General features: G+C 44.4%; 16 protein-coding genes. All 16 read right to left on the bottom strand.

Annotated elements, in window-relative coordinates:
• Positions 1 to 62 precede the first annotated feature (62 nt).
• Positions 63 to 1475 (bottom strand): NADP-dependent phosphogluconate dehydrogenase, encoded by a 1413-nt coding sequence (gene gndA, locus E2L00_RS01350; protein WP_167605972.1) that lies wholly within the window; start codon positions 1473 to 1475, stop codon positions 63 to 65.
• Positions 1476 to 1649: 174 nt separating this feature from the next.
• Positions 1650 to 2663 carry a UDP-glucose 4-epimerase GalE gene (galE, locus tag E2L00_RS01345; protein ID WP_167605969.1) on the bottom strand — a complete coding sequence of 338 codons (1014 nt, stop codon included), beginning with the start codon at positions 2661 to 2663 and terminating at the stop codon, positions 1650 to 1652.
• 40 nt (positions 2664 to 2703) lie between these two features.
• Entirely contained in the window at positions 2704 to 3744 is a 1041-nt protein-coding gene (locus E2L00_RS01340) for a glycosyltransferase (protein ID WP_167605966.1), read from the bottom strand.
• Entirely contained in the window at positions 3744 to 4679 is a 936-nt protein-coding gene (locus E2L00_RS01335) for a glycosyltransferase family 2 protein (RefSeq protein ID WP_167605963.1), read from the bottom strand. The genes E2L00_RS01340 and E2L00_RS01335 overlap by 1 nt, the downstream gene beginning before the upstream one ends.
• Positions 4642 to 5871, bottom strand: coding sequence for an O-antigen ligase family protein (locus tag E2L00_RS01330; protein WP_167605960.1), 1230 nt, complete (start codon positions 5869 to 5871; stop codon positions 4642 to 4644). The genes E2L00_RS01335 and E2L00_RS01330 overlap by 38 nt, the downstream gene beginning before the upstream one ends.
• Positions 5871 to 6440, bottom strand: coding sequence for an acyltransferase (locus E2L00_RS21785; protein WP_167605957.1), 570 nt, complete (start codon positions 6438 to 6440; stop codon positions 5871 to 5873). Before E2L00_RS21785 ends, E2L00_RS01330 begins: the two co-directional genes overlap by 1 nt.
• Positions 6437 to 7675 (bottom strand): MATE family efflux transporter, encoded by a 1239-nt coding sequence (locus E2L00_RS01320; protein ID WP_167605954.1) that lies wholly within the window; start codon positions 7673 to 7675, stop codon positions 6437 to 6439. The genes E2L00_RS21785 and E2L00_RS01320 overlap by 4 nt, the downstream gene beginning before the upstream one ends.
• Positions 7662 to 8585 (bottom strand): glycosyltransferase family 1 protein, encoded by a 924-nt coding sequence (locus E2L00_RS01315; protein WP_167605950.1) that lies wholly within the window; start codon positions 8583 to 8585, stop codon positions 7662 to 7664. The genes E2L00_RS01320 and E2L00_RS01315 overlap by 14 nt, the downstream gene beginning before the upstream one ends.
• A 275-nt stretch (positions 8586 to 8860) precedes the next feature.
• A complete protein-coding gene (gene galF / locus E2L00_RS01310; RefSeq protein ID WP_167605947.1) occupies positions 8861 to 9757 on the bottom strand; it encodes a UTP--glucose-1-phosphate uridylyltransferase GalF in 897 nt (298 codons plus the stop codon).
• A gap of 200 nt (positions 9758 to 9957) precedes the next feature.
• A complete protein-coding gene (locus E2L00_RS01305) occupies positions 9958 to 10953 on the bottom strand; it encodes an NAD-dependent epimerase/dehydratase family protein (RefSeq protein WP_167605944.1) in 996 nt (331 codons plus the stop codon).
• A gap of 262 nt (positions 10954 to 11215) precedes the next feature.
• Positions 11216 to 12643 (bottom strand): colanic acid biosynthesis protein WcaM, encoded by a 1428-nt coding sequence (wcaM, locus tag E2L00_RS01300; protein WP_167605941.1) that lies wholly within the window; start codon positions 12641 to 12643, stop codon positions 11216 to 11218.
• Between the two features lie 29 nt (positions 12644 to 12672).
• Positions 12673 to 13893, bottom strand: coding sequence for a colanic acid biosynthesis glycosyltransferase WcaL (wcaL, locus tag E2L00_RS01295; protein ID WP_167605938.1), 1221 nt, complete (start codon positions 13891 to 13893; stop codon positions 12673 to 12675).
• Positions 13890 to 15170, bottom strand: a complete 1281-nt coding sequence (gene wcaK / locus E2L00_RS01290) for a colanic acid biosynthesis pyruvyl transferase WcaK (protein WP_167605935.1) — start codon at positions 15168 to 15170, stop codon at positions 13890 to 13892. The genes wcaL and wcaK overlap by 4 nt, the downstream gene beginning before the upstream one ends.
• Before the next feature lie 37 nt (positions 15171 to 15207).
• Positions 15208 to 16686 (bottom strand): MOP flippase family protein, encoded by a 1479-nt coding sequence (locus E2L00_RS01285; protein ID WP_167605932.1) that lies wholly within the window; start codon positions 16684 to 16686, stop codon positions 15208 to 15210.
• An 11-nt stretch (positions 16687 to 16697) separates the two neighbouring features.
• On the bottom strand, positions 16698 to 18092 hold the full coding sequence (gene wcaJ, locus E2L00_RS01280; RefSeq protein WP_167605929.1) for an undecaprenyl-phosphate glucose phosphotransferase: 1395 nt from the start codon (positions 18090 to 18092) through the stop codon (positions 16698 to 16700).
• A 148-nt stretch (positions 18093 to 18240) separates the two neighbouring features.
• On the bottom strand, positions 18241 to 19611 hold the full coding sequence (cpsG, locus tag E2L00_RS01275) for a colanic acid biosynthesis phosphomannomutase CpsG (RefSeq protein ID WP_167605926.1): 1371 nt from the start codon (positions 19609 to 19611) through the stop codon (positions 18241 to 18243).
• Positions 19612 to 19667 lie beyond the last annotated feature (56 nt).

The raw sequence follows: 19667 nt of genomic DNA, 5'->3' as shown, positions 1-19667 counted from the left end.
GAAAAAACCAGCGGGAAGCAACTCCCACTGGTTTTAAAGCATGCTATAACCTGCTGAAAAGGTTATTTTTCCATCCACTCGGTATGGAATACGCCTTCTTTATCTGTACGCTTATAAGTGTGCGCACCAAAGTAGTCGCGCTGCGCCTGAATCAGGTTTGCAGGCAGAACCGCCGAGCGATAGCTATCGTAGTAAGAGATAGCCGCGGAGAAAGTAGGCGTAGGGATGCCATTCTGCACCGCATAAGAAACCACGTCGCGCAGCGCTTGCTGGTATTCGTCTGCAATCTTCTTGAAGTAAGGTGCCAGCAGCAGGTTAGCAATTGCTGGGTTTTCTGCGTAGGCATCAGTAATTTTCTGCAGGAACTGGGCACGGATGATGCAGCCCGCACGGAAGATTTTGGCAATCTCACCGTAGTTCAGATCCCAGTTATTCTCTTCTGATGCGGCGCGTAACTGGGAGAAGCCCTGTGCGTAGGAAACGATTTTGCCCAGATACAGTGCACGACGGACCTTTTCAGCGAACTCGGTTTTATCACCGGTAAACGGCTTAGCCTGAGGGCCGCTCAGCACTTTGGAGGCGGCAACGCGCTGCTCTTTCAAAGAAGAGATGTAGCGCGCGAAGACAGACTCGGTGATCAGAGACAGTGGTTCTCCCAGATCCAGCGAGCTCTGGCTTGTCCATTTGCCGGTACCTTTGTTGGCCGCTTCATCAAGAATCACATCGACCAGGTATTTACCTTCTTCATCTTTTTTAGTGAAGATGTCTTTGGTGATGTCGATGAGGTAGCTGCTCAACTCGCCTTTATTCCATTCGGTAAAGGTAGTTGCCAGCTCTTCGTTGGACAAATCCAGGCCATTTTTAAGCAGCGAATAAGCTTCGGCGATTAACTGCATGTCGCCGTATTCGATACCGTTGTGAACCATCTTCACATAGTGACCTGCGCCATCCGCACCAATATAAGTCACGCAAGGTTCACCATCTTCAGCAACCGCTGCGATTTGCTTAAGAATAGGCGCAACCAGTTCATAAGCTTCTTTCTGGCCGCCAGGCATGATAGATGGGCCTTTCAATGCGCCCTCTTCACCACCGGACACACCGGTACCGATAAAGTTGAAGCCTTCCGCAGACAGTTCACGGTTACGACGAATAGTATCCAGGAAGAAGGTGTTACCACCGTCGATCAGGATATCGCCCTTCTCAAGATATGGCTTGAGAGAATCGATAGTTTTATCGGTAGCCTCGCCCGCCTTAACCATCAACAGGATGCGGCGGGGAGTTTCCAAGGATTCCACAAACTCTTGTACCGTATAGTAAGGAACCAGCTTCTTGCCCGGGTTCTCAGCGATGACTTCTTCAGTCTTATCACCGGAGCGGTTGAACACGGAAACGGTATAGCCACGGCTTTCGATGTTTAGCGCCAGGTTGCGCCCCATCACGGCCATACCAACGACGCCGATCTGCTGTTTGGACATTACATACTCCTGTCAGGTGTGGTCACCGCAGCTTATGCGCGGCTTGAATGTAGACTAGATGGTAACTTACCGAATGTAGGTTTGGTAGCGGAACAGATAAGTAACCTTTTGATTTATATTAAATACATGTTTCATCTCGAAACAAACCATAAAATAAATAACGTCTGAAATTACTTAATTATATCCATTAGGATTTAAAGTTTGCCATTTCCATGTGTCTTTAAGCATATCATCTAAAGAAAGTTCAGCACGCCATTTCAATTCAGCCAATGCTAAAGAAGGATCAGACCAGCATTCAGCGACATCACCGTTTCTACGTGGGGCAACTTGATATTTTATACCTACCCCTGAAATTCTTTGAAAACTATTAATAACGTCGAGAACAGAATACCCATTCCCCGTGCCTAAATTATAAATTCTAATATTACCAAATTTTCCAATGTGATCTAATGCAGCCAAATGACCTTTTGCAAGGTCAGTAACATGTATATAATCTCTAATACCTGTGCCATCTTTAGTCTTGTAATCATTACCAAATATAGATACATATTCATATTTACCAACAGCAACTTTTGATACATAAGGAACAAGATTGTTAGGGACACCATTGGGATCTTCTCCTATCTTGCCACTAACATGAGCACCAACTGGATTAAAATATCTAAGTATAGTTATATTGAAATCTTTATTGGCAGCAGCATAATCTTGTAAAATCTTCTCAGCAAACAATTTTGAGGTGCCATATGGGTTTGTGGTACCGCCAGTTTTATTCAATTCAGAAATAGGTATAACCTCAGGATCACCATATACAGTAGCAGAAGAACTAAAAATAAAATTTTTTACATTTGCCTTTGCCGCTTCATCTACTATGTCCACCGTCGCCACGATATTATTTTCGTAATATTCCAGTGGTTTCTTTATCGATTCTGATACGGATTTTAAACCTGCAAAATGAATAATTGAGTCAATATGCTGTTCCGAGAAAATTCTACGCAAAAGTAGTTTATCTTTTACATCACCTTCATAGAAGACTGGTTTTCTTCCACATATTTCAGCAAGTCTTTTCAAAGCCACACAAGAAGAATTGGCAAAATTATCAATAATTACAACCTCATCTCCACGATTAAGTAATTCCAATGCAGTATGAGAACCAATATAGCCTGCTCCTCCAGTCACTAAAACTTTCATATTTCTCCCGATACGACTTATAAGATTATATACATAAAATTTATTCACCTTCTATTAGGTAAACATACTCATTATACTTATGATGTAAACTAAAATCGTTTTTTAAATTGCTTGCGGATTTTTGAAAAGCTGAATAGTTTTTAATAAGATTAACAACAGAATCGTGAAAGGACTGAAAATCATTTTTGTATAAAATGCCATTAGGATTAGCATCGTTAATAAGTTCCCAACACCCACCGACATTACTTAAAAGTAGAGGTAAACCCGCTGATGCGGCTTCAAGAGCCGACATTGGCAAGCCTTCACTATCTGATGTTAGAACCAATGCATCATATTTGTAAAATGAATCAAAATCTCTAATTTCTCCTAAGAAATGTATATTTTTTTGAGAAATATATTTTTCTTTAAGGCTAAATAACAATGGACCATCACCAATCAGATCAATATTAACATTGGGTAGTTTTGAAATAACTTTAAGTAATAAGTCAGGACGTTTAGGATGAGCCATCCGCCCTACAAAAACAAGTTTAATTGGCCCCGATAAATTATTATTATCTGGACGTAACCGCACTGGTTTTATTCCGGTAGTTATTGCTAGCAATTTTTTTGAAGAAATACCAATATGGTTTATTGCTTTATCATAATCTGTTTTAGAAACGCAGAGTATCTTATCAGAAAAAAATGACAATATTCTCTCTATTAAGCAAAGCATATAAGAAAATCTTCCACCATTATAAATACAAGACCATCCATGGGAAACATATATTGAACGATGATGGAAAAATAGCTTCGCTAAACGCCCATGTAATCCAGCGTTTGCTGAATTATTAATAACAACAGTTGCTTTAATGCTCTTTAATATTTTTGCGATTTTGTATGAGGCGGATATGGAACTGAGAGAGAGAATTTCTTTTACATAAAAAACATGATCAGCTGGAAATTGCTCAGCCAACCATCCGGGTTCAGAAGTAATAAGGTATATATCATAGTTAACAGACAAAAGTTCTCGTTGTTCTTTTATCCATTTCTGGGCACCACCAACTTCCGATTTTGTAATTATATATGCAATTTTTTTGTGCATTATATTGTGCTCTTATTAATTTTAGAGGTAAAAAAATATCTTTTAATTTTTAACGAAAACTTCTTTAACACAAATAAGCCAAATGCGTTCAATGCAACGAAAGCGTTCCATCCTAACAATCTGAAGCTGGCCAATATAGCTTTTAAAAAACGTTTTTCTTTAATAGATATAAAATATAAAACATTGCTTATATAACTAATTTTATTCTTATCACTAAGTATAAGTTCATTCTTAGATAACCAATTTATACAAAAATCGACATTAGCCCCTTTGACATGAGCATTAACTGAGCGATCTAATATGACCCAGCAAGAAAGCGGCTGTTTTATAAAATGAAAATACACTCCTTTTGCGAAAGCATCAAAACAGAATTGAACGTCCTGATGACGAGGGAGCGATTCATCGAAAAGCAAAATATTTGCCGCGTATTTGTTTATACTTATTGTAGAAGTCTGTATTACGCCGTGGTCGTTTAGTAAATAATCAACAATATTCTCTTCGACCGGCCCGTCATCCGGAACGATTATACCATTTCCATTCTCTAGATCTTCGTATGTCCCTCTGAAGGACTGATGAAAAACAAGGAATGGTTTGTTTCCATTCTTTTTTTGCTTAAAAAAATTAATTACCATTTCCAATTTATTTTCATACCAAATATCGTCAGCATCCAGAAAAGAAAGAACCTCTCCCTTCGCATTTCTCATTCCTACGTTTCGTGTACATGAGGCGTTTGTTTTATTGTTCTGTAAAATCAGATTGATTGGAAAAGATTCTGAATATTTGGATACGATTGTCTGTAGCCTATCAACATCAAAGCTTGCATCATCAACAATCAACACTTCAAAATTTTTATATGTCTGAGATAAAATTGCGTCTAATGTTTTTTCAATATAACCACTAGAGTTTCTTGTGGTTATAATTATACTTACTAACATATTTAACACCTTCAATTAATCCGACCATTGCAAAGAAATAGAAATAAGTAAAACTTTTCAAAAATAACTGTTGTGACAGAACAAACGCTATCACCGCGCTCAGATCAATATTTAAATTCCTTTTTATTTTTATATTATTATAAACACTAACGATTATTATCAACATAATAAACATAAACCCGATAAAACCGAATTGATCCCAATAAACAAAAATATTATGTGTATAAGCACCCCAGCGAACACCAAAACCGTCAATGTTATTACTAGCTTGGGAACCAAAATCCCCAAGTAGTGGATGTTCAAAAATAACGGAGAAAGAGTGCAAAAGCAGTTTCATTCTTCCCATAAACGATGCATCATCACTGAAATTCCCTGAAAAAATATTATATATACGGCTATTTGAATTTTCAAAAAATGCCAATACAATTTGGACATCAGGAATAATTAAAAAAATTATTACGAACAGAAATAATATACAACTTATTATAAAGACAGGTTTTTTTATCAGATTCTCTCTAATATTAAAAATGAAACATAATCCAAAAATAAAACCAACCAATCCAGACCTTGCATTCAAAATAAGCAAGAAAAACAAAGTTGTTGCTATAATTATAATTCTAAATAGCTTTGATAGTTTTGCCAAAGCTAATATAGATATTACTGTAAACGCGAGACTATCGCTTACTATTTGATATACACCAATAAATGATGGATCAATTAAATAAGAAAAATCGATCTTAAATGAACTTGGATCAAAATAAAGAATCGTTATAAAAAAAAGGACTGTATATATGGTTAATAAATAATATTTCACATTAGTGCTATAAAAGAAATCAGCTCCACATTTAAATATAAAATAACAACAGAAAGATACAATGAAAAACGGAAAATAATACCTTACAGAAGATATAAATCGGCCATCCTCAGTATATGAATAAATATTATTATTCAAAATAATCACTGAGAAATACCAAACAAAAGCAGTTATTACTAAACCATCAATTATCCCTATCTTCACCCGAATACCGGTGCAAATCCGAAGTAGCATACCTAATATAAGACACAAACCCAAACCAATTACTATAAAGTTATATGGATAAAATGGAATTAGCCCAAATAGAGAGAGTAAAGTTAACGAAGGATAAATAATCAGAAGAAAAAATATATAGTATTTTGCTAATATCCCAAACATTATAAAGCACCACGTTTTTTTATTACGCGAGCAGGTACACCCACAGCAACTGATAGGTCGGGTATTGGGAAAGTTACAACCGCCCCTGCTCCTATTGCTGTATTGTCACCAATATCGTTCATAATAATCGCATGGGTTCCAATCCATAAATTATTACCTAATTCTACAGTGCGATATTCAGCTTTACTTTCCCCAAAAATTTTTGATATATCATTTATATCATGGTGCTTTGAACCACTCATTATTGATACCCTCGCGGCCAAAATAACATCATTCCCAATTTTACATTTACTTATAATGCAGAATTCTTCAATAGTACAATTATTCCCTATTGTAACATCAGGATATACAATATACGCCCCCCAAAAAACCCTTAAATTATGACCGCATGAATTTAAAGAAATCTCATAATATAGCTGCCTAATCAAAAGGCCAGCGATCCCAGGTATAATAGCTATCATCTGTGATGCTGTTTTGTAATTTAAAATCTTTGCTATATAAAGTAAATACAGCAATAATGGAATTGGAGAAAATATATATTTTATAAACAAGGAAATTATTTTTTTCATTTATCCGTAACTCTAAAGATGATTAAAGATTTCATCTGCAAAAAGAAAAGTTCTCTTGTTGTTTTGTCAAAAATATTAAACAATAACCCCATGATAATTTGTGTACACACATAGCCCCATACTGCAGCCTCAATCCCATATATTGGTATTAAGATTAAATTCCAACAAATATTAAAGGCTAAACAAATGAGGGTCCTCCATAATCTTTTATTAGAATAATTATAGAAGAAAAGATACTGTGAATTAATTGCAGCCAATCCAGAAAAAAGCACAGAGAGCATACCCACATTAAGTATAGAAATCAATTGTGAAGATATTTCTGGAAATATTAATTTTATCGAAATTTTACCTATGATGATATAAATAATATAAACAAGAATGCCAATAAAAATAGAACCTCGATAAGCTTTTGTTAAAGCGACCCTAACACTAGAGATACATCCATTGTTTTTCGCATATCCTATCGCCGAGTACATGCTAGTTACATAAGCAGACTGAAGATACCCTGCGGCAAGTATCATACTTGCAGACAGTGCGTAAATACCAAGTATCTTCACCCCCAAAAAATGCTCTACAATCATCTGATCTAAGCGGTAAAAAAGCATTACTGATAATGATGATAAACCAATAGGAAAAGACAATTTAACTATTTTTATTATTGCTGAAAGTTGATATTTATTTGAGACAAATATATTGTTTACGTTAACATATAAAAAAAACGTGGTAACAAGAGTTTCAAAAAAAGTTATTAAAATAAAAAGCAAGAAGCCAAATTTTAATAAAAAAAACTTCAAACAAAGGAAAAATAATCCTATACTAATTAAAAAAATAATTGCTTTATGTTTATTAGCTTTATCCACTACTATCAATAATAAATAAAAACAATTCCATATATATGTTAAAGACAGAAATGCTATTATCCAGAAATCAATTTTTGCTTGATTCCTGTAAAGTATTATGCAGCAGAGGAAAAAGGCTATGCCACTTAATTTTATTCGTAAATGAAGCAAAAATTTTGGCAATTTATGCCCTTCCGCTGCACATTTAATAAAATAATCATCAAGTCCTAAAGAAAATGTCACGCCCAGTATATTAACAATTGCAAAATAATAAGCATATTCTCCATAAACTTCAATGCCATATGCTTTAGTAAGCATAATTGAGATTAAAAAACCAAGAGTAGTCCTGAATAATCTCTCGAAACTAAATAGCATTGTATTTTTAAAAAGATTCATTATTTTTTATTAAGTTGGTTATTTTTAAATTTGATATGATAACTGACCATTCGAGTGAAACATATTTATCGTTGTTTTTTATAAAAATAAATTCATTATCAATATCTTCATATGCTATCTTATTATCATTAAGGAATTTGAAAACCCACTCATATTTATTACTTATAACATCTTTACCTAAAGTAAGATATTCTATTAATTTCGTTGAGGTTTGTTGATTATAGGGATACTCATCTGGAATATAATTTATACACACTCTCACTTGGGCTAAATGATAGGGAATATCATCTTGTTCAACCCTTCCAATGAAGTTTATATTGCTTTTTTTTTCATATCTCTTTTTTAGATAACTTGGAGGATTTCCAAGCATCAATATTTTTTTTTCATTAAAAAGATCACAATCTAGAAAATTTTCTATCTTTCTCTCTGCAGCCATACTACCAACATAGGCAAAATCATATGTCTCTAATAATGCATTATTTACTTTATTACGGCTTTTAATAAATATATTAGAAACCCCCATATCTCTTAGCTCGCCATATACACCTCGGATTGCCATCCTTTTTTGTATGTATCCATTTAAGAATAATTGGTGATCAGGTTTATGGCTACATTTATGTTTGATCAGATCCTTTATTAACTTTATTAACTTATTCTTACCGGTTGATAAAGAAGCATACTCATGGATCAAAAAGCATTTCCCATCAATTTTATTTAAAAACTTAGGTTGATGTAAAAAATGCGTTCCCATTATATGCCACTCTATATATACAAGTGCTTCGTTTCTTATAAAAGCAATACTTTTTGAATTACAATAGCAGTTAATACCGATTTTTGAAAAATAATCGATATAATGTTTTATTTCAGGTAAATTTTCATGTTTCGGGAAAATAAAATTAATAACTGTCATATTTTAATGGAACTCATAGAATAGTTAAGCTACCGCCCCTGGCTCAACAGCTACCAGTACACTGAAAACTCATGGATGGCGGCAACACATTCGAACAGAAATTTAGGTTAATGCCTGCTCGAATGCATTACGAATCAAAAAAGTACATTCTTTAATTTATTAAGGGGTTAAATAAAAAACGGCAGATAAGTCCCAACAAAGCCGCCCAATCGCGACCCCATCGCCACTTTATCTGCCGTTTTTATCATAAGTGACTGTTTTTCATTGATTTAAAATCAACGTGCCAGCATCTTCTGGATGCTTTCCCGGAACTTCTGCCCTTCTTTATGGTTACGCAGGCCATAGTTAACGAACGCCTTCATATAGCCCATTTTCTTACCACAGTCGTAGCTGTCGCCCGTCATCAACGCGGCTTCTACCGGCTGTGTCTGGTTCAGCGCAGCGATGGCATCTGTCAACTGGATTCGGCCCCATGCGCCGGGCTCGGTTTTTTCCAGCTCGGCCCAGATATCGGCAGACAGGACATAGCGACCAACGGCGGCCAGGTCAGAATCCAGCGTCTGCGGCTGATCCGGTTTTTCAACAAAGTCGACGATGCGGCTCACCTGGCCGTCATTATCCAGAGACTCTTTCGTAGTGATAACGGAATATGCTGACAGATCTTCATTTGGCATATGCTTAGCCAGTACCTGGCTGCGTCCTGTGTCATTGAAACGCGCAACCATAGCAGCCAAATTATAGCGCAGTGGATCGGCGCTCGCATTGTCCAGCACCACATCTGGCAGCACAACGACAAACGGGTTATTGCCAACGACAGGTTGAGCGCAGAGGATGGAATGACCGAGACCGAGCGGTTGCGCCTGACGGACGTTCATGATGGTTACGCCCGGCGGGCAAATAGACTGCACTTCGGCCAGCAGCTGGCGCTTAACGCGCTGTTCCAGCAGTGCTTCAAGCTCGTATGAAGTATCGAAGTGGTTTTCGACCGCATTCTTGGATGAGTGGGTTACCAGGACAATTTCTTTGATACCCGCAGCCACGATTTCATCGACGATGTACTGGATCATCGGCTTATCGACAATCGGCAGCATCTCTTTTGGGATGGCTTTTGTTGCAGGCAACATATGCATACCAAGACCGGCTACCGGAATAACTGCTTTTAAATTAGTCATGTTTAGTCCCACCTCTTAAATGGTTGGAGGATTATAGCCTCTCGCAAGAGCATATCCATCTTAAAATCTCGATTTCAATAACGTGTGAAGACAAATGCCACGTTAATTCTTGCGTTGATTCATACGCAAACGGCCATCACGATACTGCTTACCGTCCGAGCGCTAAATCAGATAACTCTCCCAAAAACGATGATCGGCAGTTATTCAGAAACAAAAGTGATGTCGTCTTTTTTCGCCGTTACGAATTCATATTGTAACGTGCGATCAAGCCCCTGAGACAGCGTGTAGGGTGAGACGAAGCCAGAAGCATGAACTTTACTTGCATCAAACTGCGTGGTTGCACAGAATTTTTTCACTCGCACCGAGCTAATAGAATATTTTTTGCCGGTAAGCTTGCTCAGCACATCAAAACAGAAGCCACCGAGCATACCCACAGCATACGGCAAGTGAACGGATGGGATTTTTTTGTTGAGGCTTTTTTCAACTTCTGAGACAAGCTGATTCATATTGAGGTCAGGTTTATCGACATAATTGTAAACCTGATACCCCTTTTCGACGTTTTGAAGCTTGTATTTGATGAATTCTACAATGTTGCCAACGTAAGCCATGGACTTGTAGTTGTTACCCGCCCCCACCATCGCAAATTTACCGCTGGCAATCTGTTTGAGAAGGTTATAGACATTGCCGCGATTACGTTCACCGAAGATAACCGTAGGACGAATAATAGTAAGGGAGCGTTCTGCCGGTGCTTCGGCGTGCCAGGCGCGTAACACTTCTTCCGCCTGCCATTTGCTCTTGCCGTAATGATTGAAAGGATCGATTGGGTGAGTTTCGCCTGGATTGGTCTTATTCAGACCATAAACCGCTACGGAACTGGTAAAGATAATATTTTTAACACCGTTTTTATCCATCGCCGAGAGGATATTGCGGGTGCCCTGCACGTTTACATCATAGTAAAGCGAGGTAGGACTTACATCATCGCGGTGCTCCGCCGCAAGTAACACCACAGTTTGTTGATCAGCAAAATGCTCATCAAGTGAACTTTGGTCTCTGACATCCCCGTTCACGGTAATGTCTTGATAGAAGTGGCTGCTCTGCTTATCTAAATTTTTGATTTCGAATTCAGAAGTTGCTGTCTCGATAAGTCGGGTTCCAACAAAGCCAGATGCGCCAACAAAAATGACCTTCTCTTTCATACCATGCCCAGTGAGTAAAGTTTGATCCAATGAAACTGTAAGCGCAATAATTAGCTATTTTTCAATGGCGAATTTCAGATGCATACTCTCTTTTACATCTGATTTTGTTGAGGGATTATAAACTTTTCGTGCTCTGATGCCAGCATGAATTGATCCCCAAGTTTTGTACTTCATCTTATCCCCCGCCTCGGGGGATACAAAACAAAAAAGCCCTTATTGAAGTCAATAAGGGCTCAGAAAAATCGTAAAGTGACTTGATTGTTTATTTACGCAACGCGGGCAGGGCAAAATTAAGGTTGCTGGTGTTCACGTGCTGGTGATCCACCCGGTCAATATCCACCGAACTTTGCCCTTTCTCGTTCACCGCATGCACATTGGCAAGCGACAGCAGCGTGTCCTCTTTGGCCATAAAGCGGCCGCGCACGTCCTTGCGTAAATCAAAGCGTAGCTTCAGCGCAGGTCCCGTGGCTGCCCGTTGCATTACGTTGACATTCCTGAGGAAAAGATGCTGAGGCTTGTTATTCAGCTCAAGCGTCGCGCCCTTTGTGGTCACGTTCGTAATGGCAACAAACGAGGTGGCGTTACCGGAAGATATCTGGATGCCCCGGGCTTTATACGGCATGTTGGTGTTATCAAGCGTGATGTCATTAAGCCTGAAGTTTTGCGGAATAGATAAATAGTTGCCTTTTATAACACCGTAGCCAATCAGGAAGCCGGCGCTATTTACCATGTCTATATTATCAATGACGAAATTATCACAGCCATAAATTGCTACCGTGGCATTATCAATTCCGGCCTTTCTGCTAAAGGTATGATTAATATTGCGCGCCTTCACATTTCTGATAATGAAATGCTTACCGTTCTCCACGTGAACCAGCTGGCGACAATTGCTGCCGGTGATGTTGGCCACCACGAAATTTTTCACCGCCTGGTCTTCAGGATAGTCGTTATTGTAGGTGCTTCCCGCAAGCCCGATACCGATTCCCCAGTTTATCTTGCCGTTGGTGCAATCAATATTATCAATGACATGATCGGAGATAAGCAGATCCTGGTCGTTAATCGCCACGTTCCATTCGATGGCGTCGCCCTGCAGGTGGCTGAAACGACCATTGGTGATTTTCACATTCTCCATACGGTTGTGAAATCCCTGGCGCAGGATGCCGTAGTTCGCATCGTGGATGGTAATGTCGTCGATTACCAGGTTGCGCATAGTGCGCTTGTCCTTGCCGCCGATGTATATCTGCATCACCGGAACCAGGCCGCTCATATCAATTCCCTGGATGGTACAGTCCGAACCACGTATGTCGAGGATAATATTATTAAAACGTCCGCCCTTCTCGCCCAGAATTTTACAGCCGTCGCGCATGATAAAGCGTCCTTTGCCGTTGCCTTTCAGGCCGCCGGCTACCCGCAACGTTTTACCCTCGGGCATAAAAATAGCGGTGTGGATGTTGTCGCAAACTAAATCAGCGGGAACGGCAACCGTATCAGCAGAGGCAAAGGCCTGTTTGAAAGCGGCGGGCCAGTCGCCACTGTAGAATTGCTGGACGTTTACCGCGCCTTTGCTACCGGCAGCCAGAACCAGGCGAGGTAAAACTAAGGGCACCGCGGCCAGCACTGAACTGGTCCACAACAGCCTGCGGCGGGAAGGGGAAAACGAAAGGGAACTAGGTTCAAATCTTTTGCGCATACGTCCTCGTGAAGCTTCACCCGGTGGGTTTACAGCGTATGGAGCTGATGGGCTAATTTTTGGTAAATAATTTTCTGATTAAATTCGGTTTCAACTTTTGCGCGCGCCTGAGCCAGCATCGGCTTCAGCTCGCTTTCTTCTACGCCTGCAAAGGCCTGCAACCTGTCGGCAAGCGCGATGGCATCGTATTCCGGCACCAGCCAGCCTGAACGGCCCGCATCGATAAGCTCGGGAATGCCGCTGTGAACGGTAGATACCACCGGGATACCCACCGCCATCGCTTCCATTAGCGCGACAGGAATACCTTCCATATCGCCGTCCTCGCCCGTAACGGACGGGAGTAAAAACAGATCGGCCTTATCTAACATCGCTTTCACTTCGTGGTTCGGCTTAAAGCCCGGCATAAAGACCACGTCGTCCAGCTGATTCTGTTCGATTAGCGTGCGCAGGCGGATCTCCCACGGGCCGATGCCAAGAATGTTGTAACGAAACTCCACGCCGCGCGCTTTGAGCAGGCGGCAGGCTTCAATCGCTACGTGCAGCCCTTTTTTCTCGGTAAGCCGCGCTACGGAAATGATCTCCAGCGTTCTGGCGGGCGCCTTTACCGGGCGCAAAGAGAAGCGATCCATGTCCACGCCCATGCGCGACACGGCAATTTTTGCAGGCGGGCAGCCCATCGCTTTCAGACGAGCGGCCCATAAATCACTTATCGGCAACATCAGATCGCCACGCGCAAACAGCTTTTGATACTCCGGCGTGTAGTGCGCCAGCGCTTCGCGACCTGAAATATCGATGCCGTGGAAGACGGTAGCAATTTTTCCTTGCAGCAGGCCAAGCTCGCGCAGCTTGGCAGCCGTTACGCCAGCCGGGCCAAAGTGGGCGATATACACATCCACCTGCAGCGTTTGCGGGTTACGCCCGCAAATTGCAGAAAGGATCAGGTTTCGAGCTTCGTCCCCGTAACGCGAGGCGTTCAGCGCGCGCCAGGTACGGGAGCGGAGCGAACCGCGCAACGTATTCAAGGCGCGGGATTGCAGCTTAGCCACTTTACCGTCGGGTTCGTCCATCAGCCACGTGGTCTTCTGCGCAAGGTTGTACTCTTTGAACGCAGCGTGGGTGTTGGTTAGATCGCCCTTCTGCATCGCGACGATCTCCACTTCATATCCCATATCGATAAACGCAACGATCTGGTTGAGCACAAAGGTTTCAGAGGCGACCGGGAACTTGAGCAGGAAGAAGCCGACCTTCATTTCGCCTCCTTCACGCGGGTCAGCATATTCTGCACCATGCGCAGGCCTTGCTGACGCTCTGCCTGCACCGCCAGCACAAGACGTTTGTTGATTTCAGGTAGTTGATTCAGGGTTTCAGTCACTTTTTGCTGTAAGGAACCATCCAGCAAATGCTGGATCTCCACCGCCATTTCCGGCATACCGAGCTGTTTCATGATGCCGGCGGATTTGTGTTCGTAGTTGATGGCGATGGCTGGCGTACCAAAGTTCATCGAAATAATCGCGGAGTGCAGGCGCGTGCCAACGGTCAGTTCACATTCGCCCAGAATTTTGCCCATCTCCAGGTCGTTAAGCTCGTCCATCACCACATGATACTGGTCTGGATTGTCCACATACTGGCGCAGGTTCAGCGCCACCATGCGGTCATCTTTGTTGTAACTGCCGATACCGGTGCAAGTAGAGAGAGCCAATACCTGGTAGCCGCTGCTGATAAGCTGATTGACGATAGCTGCGAAGGCTTTTTCATAAGCCTGCTGCGTGGTGCCAAGACGCTTATCAAAAGGTGCCAGCTCGCGAAGCGTAATGGCGACAGTTTTGCGCTGACGAATAATGTCAAGCCAGTGTGTAACAGCATAATCCAGCATGATATCGTCCGCCTTGCGGTCAACCAGCCATGCGGTATCCACCCCCTGTTCAACTTTTTGCATGTCGATGCCAGCCTGCTCCATCAGATCGCGACTGACCCTTTCACGCAGTACCACCGCGTCAGCCTGGCTAAATACATGCTGCGCCAGTTCATTAAACTGCGAGTCATTAAAGGGACCTACGCTATGGCCAATCATGTATATGGGTTTATTCGCCATAAAACTGCACAGGGCATGTTCAAACTGCGATACACCATATAGATCGACAAAGAACGATCCACCCACTTGGATAATGGCGTCGTACTGCTCAAGGCGGTCAACGAAATCGGTAAAAGCTTTAGGTACAGAGACCATGCTCAGATGTTCGTTCTTCGTTGCCTTCGCCAGCAGTACGCGGTGCTGATATTTACGGCGCAGCACTTTCTTTATACGGCCTATGACGCCCGCTGCGTTATTGGCCTGTTTCATATGGTCATACAAACCATCTCTTATCACCGGGCGGCCGAGCAGGCTTGCAGAACTCACAGGGTAGCGACTCATTACATCTATCCGCACGCTCTTATCCAGCGTGTAAATGGCGTCAATCAGGCCGCGCAATATCGCGCTGTCGCCGCGGTTGCCGCAGGTATGATTACCCAAAATAAGAAATTTCATTGTGTCCTCGTTATATTTACTACAGCGTGTCAAAGGGTTAATTAACACGCATTAAGACTTTCAGTTTGTCGCTGCGGCACAGCTGACGCTTAATCTCAAGTACCAGCGGTTCGCGAGAAAAGATCAGCATCAGGACAAATGCTGCGACACCCGCAACCACCTGAAGAATGAGCAATGCTGTAAACGGCAAGCGTCCCGAAAAGAAATATCCCAGCCCGCCGCTCACCAACACTGTGGGTAGCGATAAGCGGAAAGGTAACCATATGCTGTAAATGTATTCCCGATAGCTTGAACCAAGGATCGGTTTAAGAAGGACGAAATAGGTCAATACCGTGTTGATTATCTGTATTGAGAGAAAACCGGCCGTTACGCCCATCACGCCATTTAGCTTGCCGCCAATAAAAATGGCCGGGATGAATAACACCGTTTTAAACAGGTTAAACTTTAAGCTGATATCCATACGTGCTTTAGCCATCAGTAGTGAGCCGACAGGATTACCGATGGCGCGTAGCAGCCCGACCACGCAAAGCAGTTGTAGTACCGGCGTGATAAATAGCCAGCGTTCGCCAAACACCAGGCGAACAAAAGCATCCGCTACCACCAGTAAACCGAGCAGTATTGGAAAGTTAATGATGCCAACCATGGAGACGAGCTTGTAGTAATTGACACGTAGCTTATTGGTATCATCCTGTATTTTGGCGAATGCCGGGAAAAGGACGCGGGTAATGATGGGATTAAGTTTAGCGGGCGGCACAACCGCAAGATTATAGGCAAGATTAAAGCCCCCGGCTGCTGCCGCTCCCAGAATGCGCGCCAGCACCAGGGTAGAAAGATTAGTATTCAGATAGTTAATAATACTGTCCGCCGTCAGCCAGGCGCCAAACTTCAGGTTTGATCCCACGGAGTTGAGCGAAAAATGGAAGCCGGGGCGGTAAATTTTGCGGCCGAAGAAGCTAAATAAAGAGGTGCGCACCAGGGTATTCACCAGGTAGCCAACGATGGCGGTCATGGCGAACGGGTAGTACATCGCGGTACTTACCGTTACCGTAAAGCCCGCCAGCACGGAAACCGTCTCGATAGATCCAATTTTTGAGAACTCCAGCTCCTTTTGCATTAAAGCGCGAAACTGCTGGCCGTGGGGAATAACGATAAAGGCGAAAGAGAGGGTTTTAATCAGCGGCGACAGCGCCGGGGTATGCAACAACCCGGCAATAAAGTCGCTCAGCAAAAACATCACCGCACAGACTACCAGTCCCAGGCCCACGTTCAGCCAGTAGAGCGTGGTCAGCTCAAGGCGGCTTATCTCTTTACGCTGGATAATGGAGTTGGCGATGCCAAAATCTGACAGCGTATCCGCCAGCGCGATAATCACCAGCGAAACGGTTAACAGCCCAAACTCGCTATTGTCGACAATACGCGCCAGCACGGTCATCTGCACCAGCCCCAGGCCGATAATAACGATGGTCGCAAGGGCTGACCATTTGGCGCCGCTGATGGTTTTTTCTCTCAGGCTCATGAGCATCTCGTTCAGTACGCGGCTTTGTTAACAAAGCCTTTGAAAATGGTGAGGAAGACGATTTTGATGTCGAACCACAGGCTCCACTCGCGGATATACTCCAGGTCGAACTCAACGCGCTTCTCCATTTTCTCCAGCGTGTCCGTTTCGCCGCGCCAGCCGTTAATCTGCGCCCAGCCCGTAATGCCCGGCTTCACCTTATGGCGCAGCATGTAGCCTTCAATCAGCGAACGATACTGCTCGTTATGCGCCACGGCATGAGGACGCGGGCCAACAATCGACATGCCGCCCAGCAGCACGTTGATAAACTGCGGCAGCTCGTCAAGCGAAGTGCGGCGCAGGAAGTTACCGACCGGGGTAATACGCTTATCCCCTTTCGTGGCCTGCACCACTACCGCGTCATTCTCCATCACCTTCATAGAGCGGAACTTCCACACCTTAATCGGCTTGCCGTCCATCCCGTAACGGGTCTGGCGGAAGATAACCGGTCCGGGGGAAGTGGCTTTCACCGCCACGCTGATGCACAGCAACACCGGGGAAATCAGCAGCAGAATCATCGATGCGAGGACGATATCTTCCAGGCGCTTAAGCACCCGATTAACCCCGTTGAGCGGCGTATCAAATAGCGGCACAACCGGCACACCGTTCACCTCTTCGGTACGTGCGTTAAGGATATTGAACGTGAAAACATCCGGGATCAGCAGCACCGAACAGGTGGTATCCGTCAACTCACGCACCAGATCCTTAATGCGCGCCTCCTCGCTCATCGCCATCGCGATATAGACGTTATCAATGCGGCCCGAACGCGCCTCTGCAACCAGGTCCGCGAAGCTACCGGCATAGTCGCCCAGATCGGTGGCAGGCTGCATATCGTCGTAAACTCCCGTCACTTCAAAACCTAACCAGGGTTCGTTACGGAAACTGCTGGCAAGCGTACGGCCAACGGGCAGGGAGCCGGCGATAGCAATACGGCGGGTGTTATAGCCCATATTACGCAGCCAGCCCGCGCCAAAGCGGATAAACGAACGGCAGACAACCATGCCGAAGCTGGTTAATACATACCAGGCAAAGTACACCCAGAAAGACCCGTCAAAATCAGGATTAAAGGCCAGCAGACCGGCACTAAAGATCAGGCTCATGGTCCAGTTCTGTAGCAGCAGAAGCAGTTCGCTGGAAATTTTCACGCCGCGCCAGGAGCGGTAAAAATCGGTAATGCCGCCAATCATCTGGAATACAACGAGAGTCAGCAGGGCCATCAGCAGATGCATGTACAAAAACGGCAACGCGTTGACCTTACACACCACCCATAACCCAACAAACATAATGGTTATATCTGAGAAACGTTGCACCATAGAGATTAACGATGCGTTCGTTTTTGGCAGCTCGCGCTTTTTTAGATTTGTCATCGTTTTACCTTTGTTCAAAGGGTCTCGGAACCCCTTCCTTTGCCGGGCGGATAAGCCTGCGCCATCCGCCACGCTTTCAGGCGACTTCGCGGTGGATGGCGCTTCGTTTAGCCACCCTACAGATGCAGGGCGATCCCGTACCTCCAGGTTACTGATTCAGCAGCGCCATAATTTCCTGCGTCCGGGCCTGCATCAGCCGTTCATCGCCACGCGACTCCACGTTCAGGCGCACCACCGGCTCGGTGTTGGAGCTGCGCAGGTTGAAGCGCCAGTCGCCGAACGCCATGCTCACGCCGTCGGTGTTGTCGATTTCCTCCGCGTGCGGCGCAAAATGCTGATGCACCCGTTCAATCGCCGCCTGCGGGTCCGCAAGCCTGCTGTTGATTTCGCCGCTTGCCGGCCACGCCGCCATGCGGTCACACACCAGCTCGCCAAGCCGTTTGCCTTTCAGGCACAGCAGCTCGGTCACCAGCAGCCACGGGATCATCCCGCTGTCGCAGTAAGCAAAATCGCGGAAATAGTGGTGGGCGCTCATTTCGCCGCCGTAGATAGCGTCTTCTTCGCGCATGCGCTCTTTGATAAACGCGTGACCGGTTTTCGACATCACCGGTTTACCGCCCGCGCGCTCAACGATATCCACCGTGTTCCACGACAGACGCGGGTCGTGAATAATTTTCGCGCCGGGCTGTTTTTCGAGGAATGCCGCCGCCAGCAGGCCAACGATGTAGTAGCCCTCGATGAACTGCCCTTTCTCATCGAACAGGAAGCAACGGTCGAAATCACCGTCAAACGCAATGCCCATGTCCGCGCCGTGCTCGATCACCGCGTTGCGGGTATCGTCGCGGCATTCCGGCAGCAGCGGGTTAGGAATACCGTTCGGGAAGCTGCCGTCCGGGGTGTTATGCACTTTGATGAAAGTCAGCGGCACGTTAAGCGCTTTAAACCTTGCTTCGATGGCGTCGACAATCGGGCCTGCCGCGCCGTTGCCGGAGTTAATCACCAGCTTCAGCGGCTTAATGTTCTTCACGTTGATATAGGAGAACAGGTGGTCGATGTACGCTTCAGCCACGGAAATCCGTTTGTAGCTGCCGCGTTTCGCTTCGTCCACCGGCGGGAAGTCGTTCGCTTCCGCCAGACGCTGCACGTCGCGCAGGCCGGTATCGCCGCTGACGGGACGCGCGCCCCTGCGCACCAGCTTCATGCCGTTGTAGTCCAGCGGATTATGGCTGGCGGTCACTTCGATGCCGCCGTCCACGCCCAGGTGGAAGGTGGCAAAATAGATTTCTTCGGTGCCGGAAAGACCAATATCCAGCACGTCCACGCCCGCATCCTGCAGGCCACGCGCCAGCGCCAGCTTCAGGGTTTCGCTGGTCAGGCGCACGTCGCCGCCCAGCACGATAGTTTTCGGCTTCAGGTACTCGCCATAGGCGCGGCCAATACGCCAGGCGATATCTTCGTTCAGCTCTTCACCCAGCCTGCCGCGAATGTCGTAGGCTTTAAAACAGGTCAGTTTTTGCATCGTTTTCGCTCCTTCGGGCAACAGTTACCCAACCCGCAGCGCCAGGCTGCGGGGAA

Source organism: Cedecea colo (assembly GCF_011808225.1).
Taxonomy (GTDB): Bacteria; Pseudomonadota; Gammaproteobacteria; order Enterobacterales; family Enterobacteriaceae; genus Dryocola; species Dryocola colo.
Note: the sequence above shows the minus strand (reverse complement) of the source record. Positions and strands in the feature narration are given on the sequence as shown.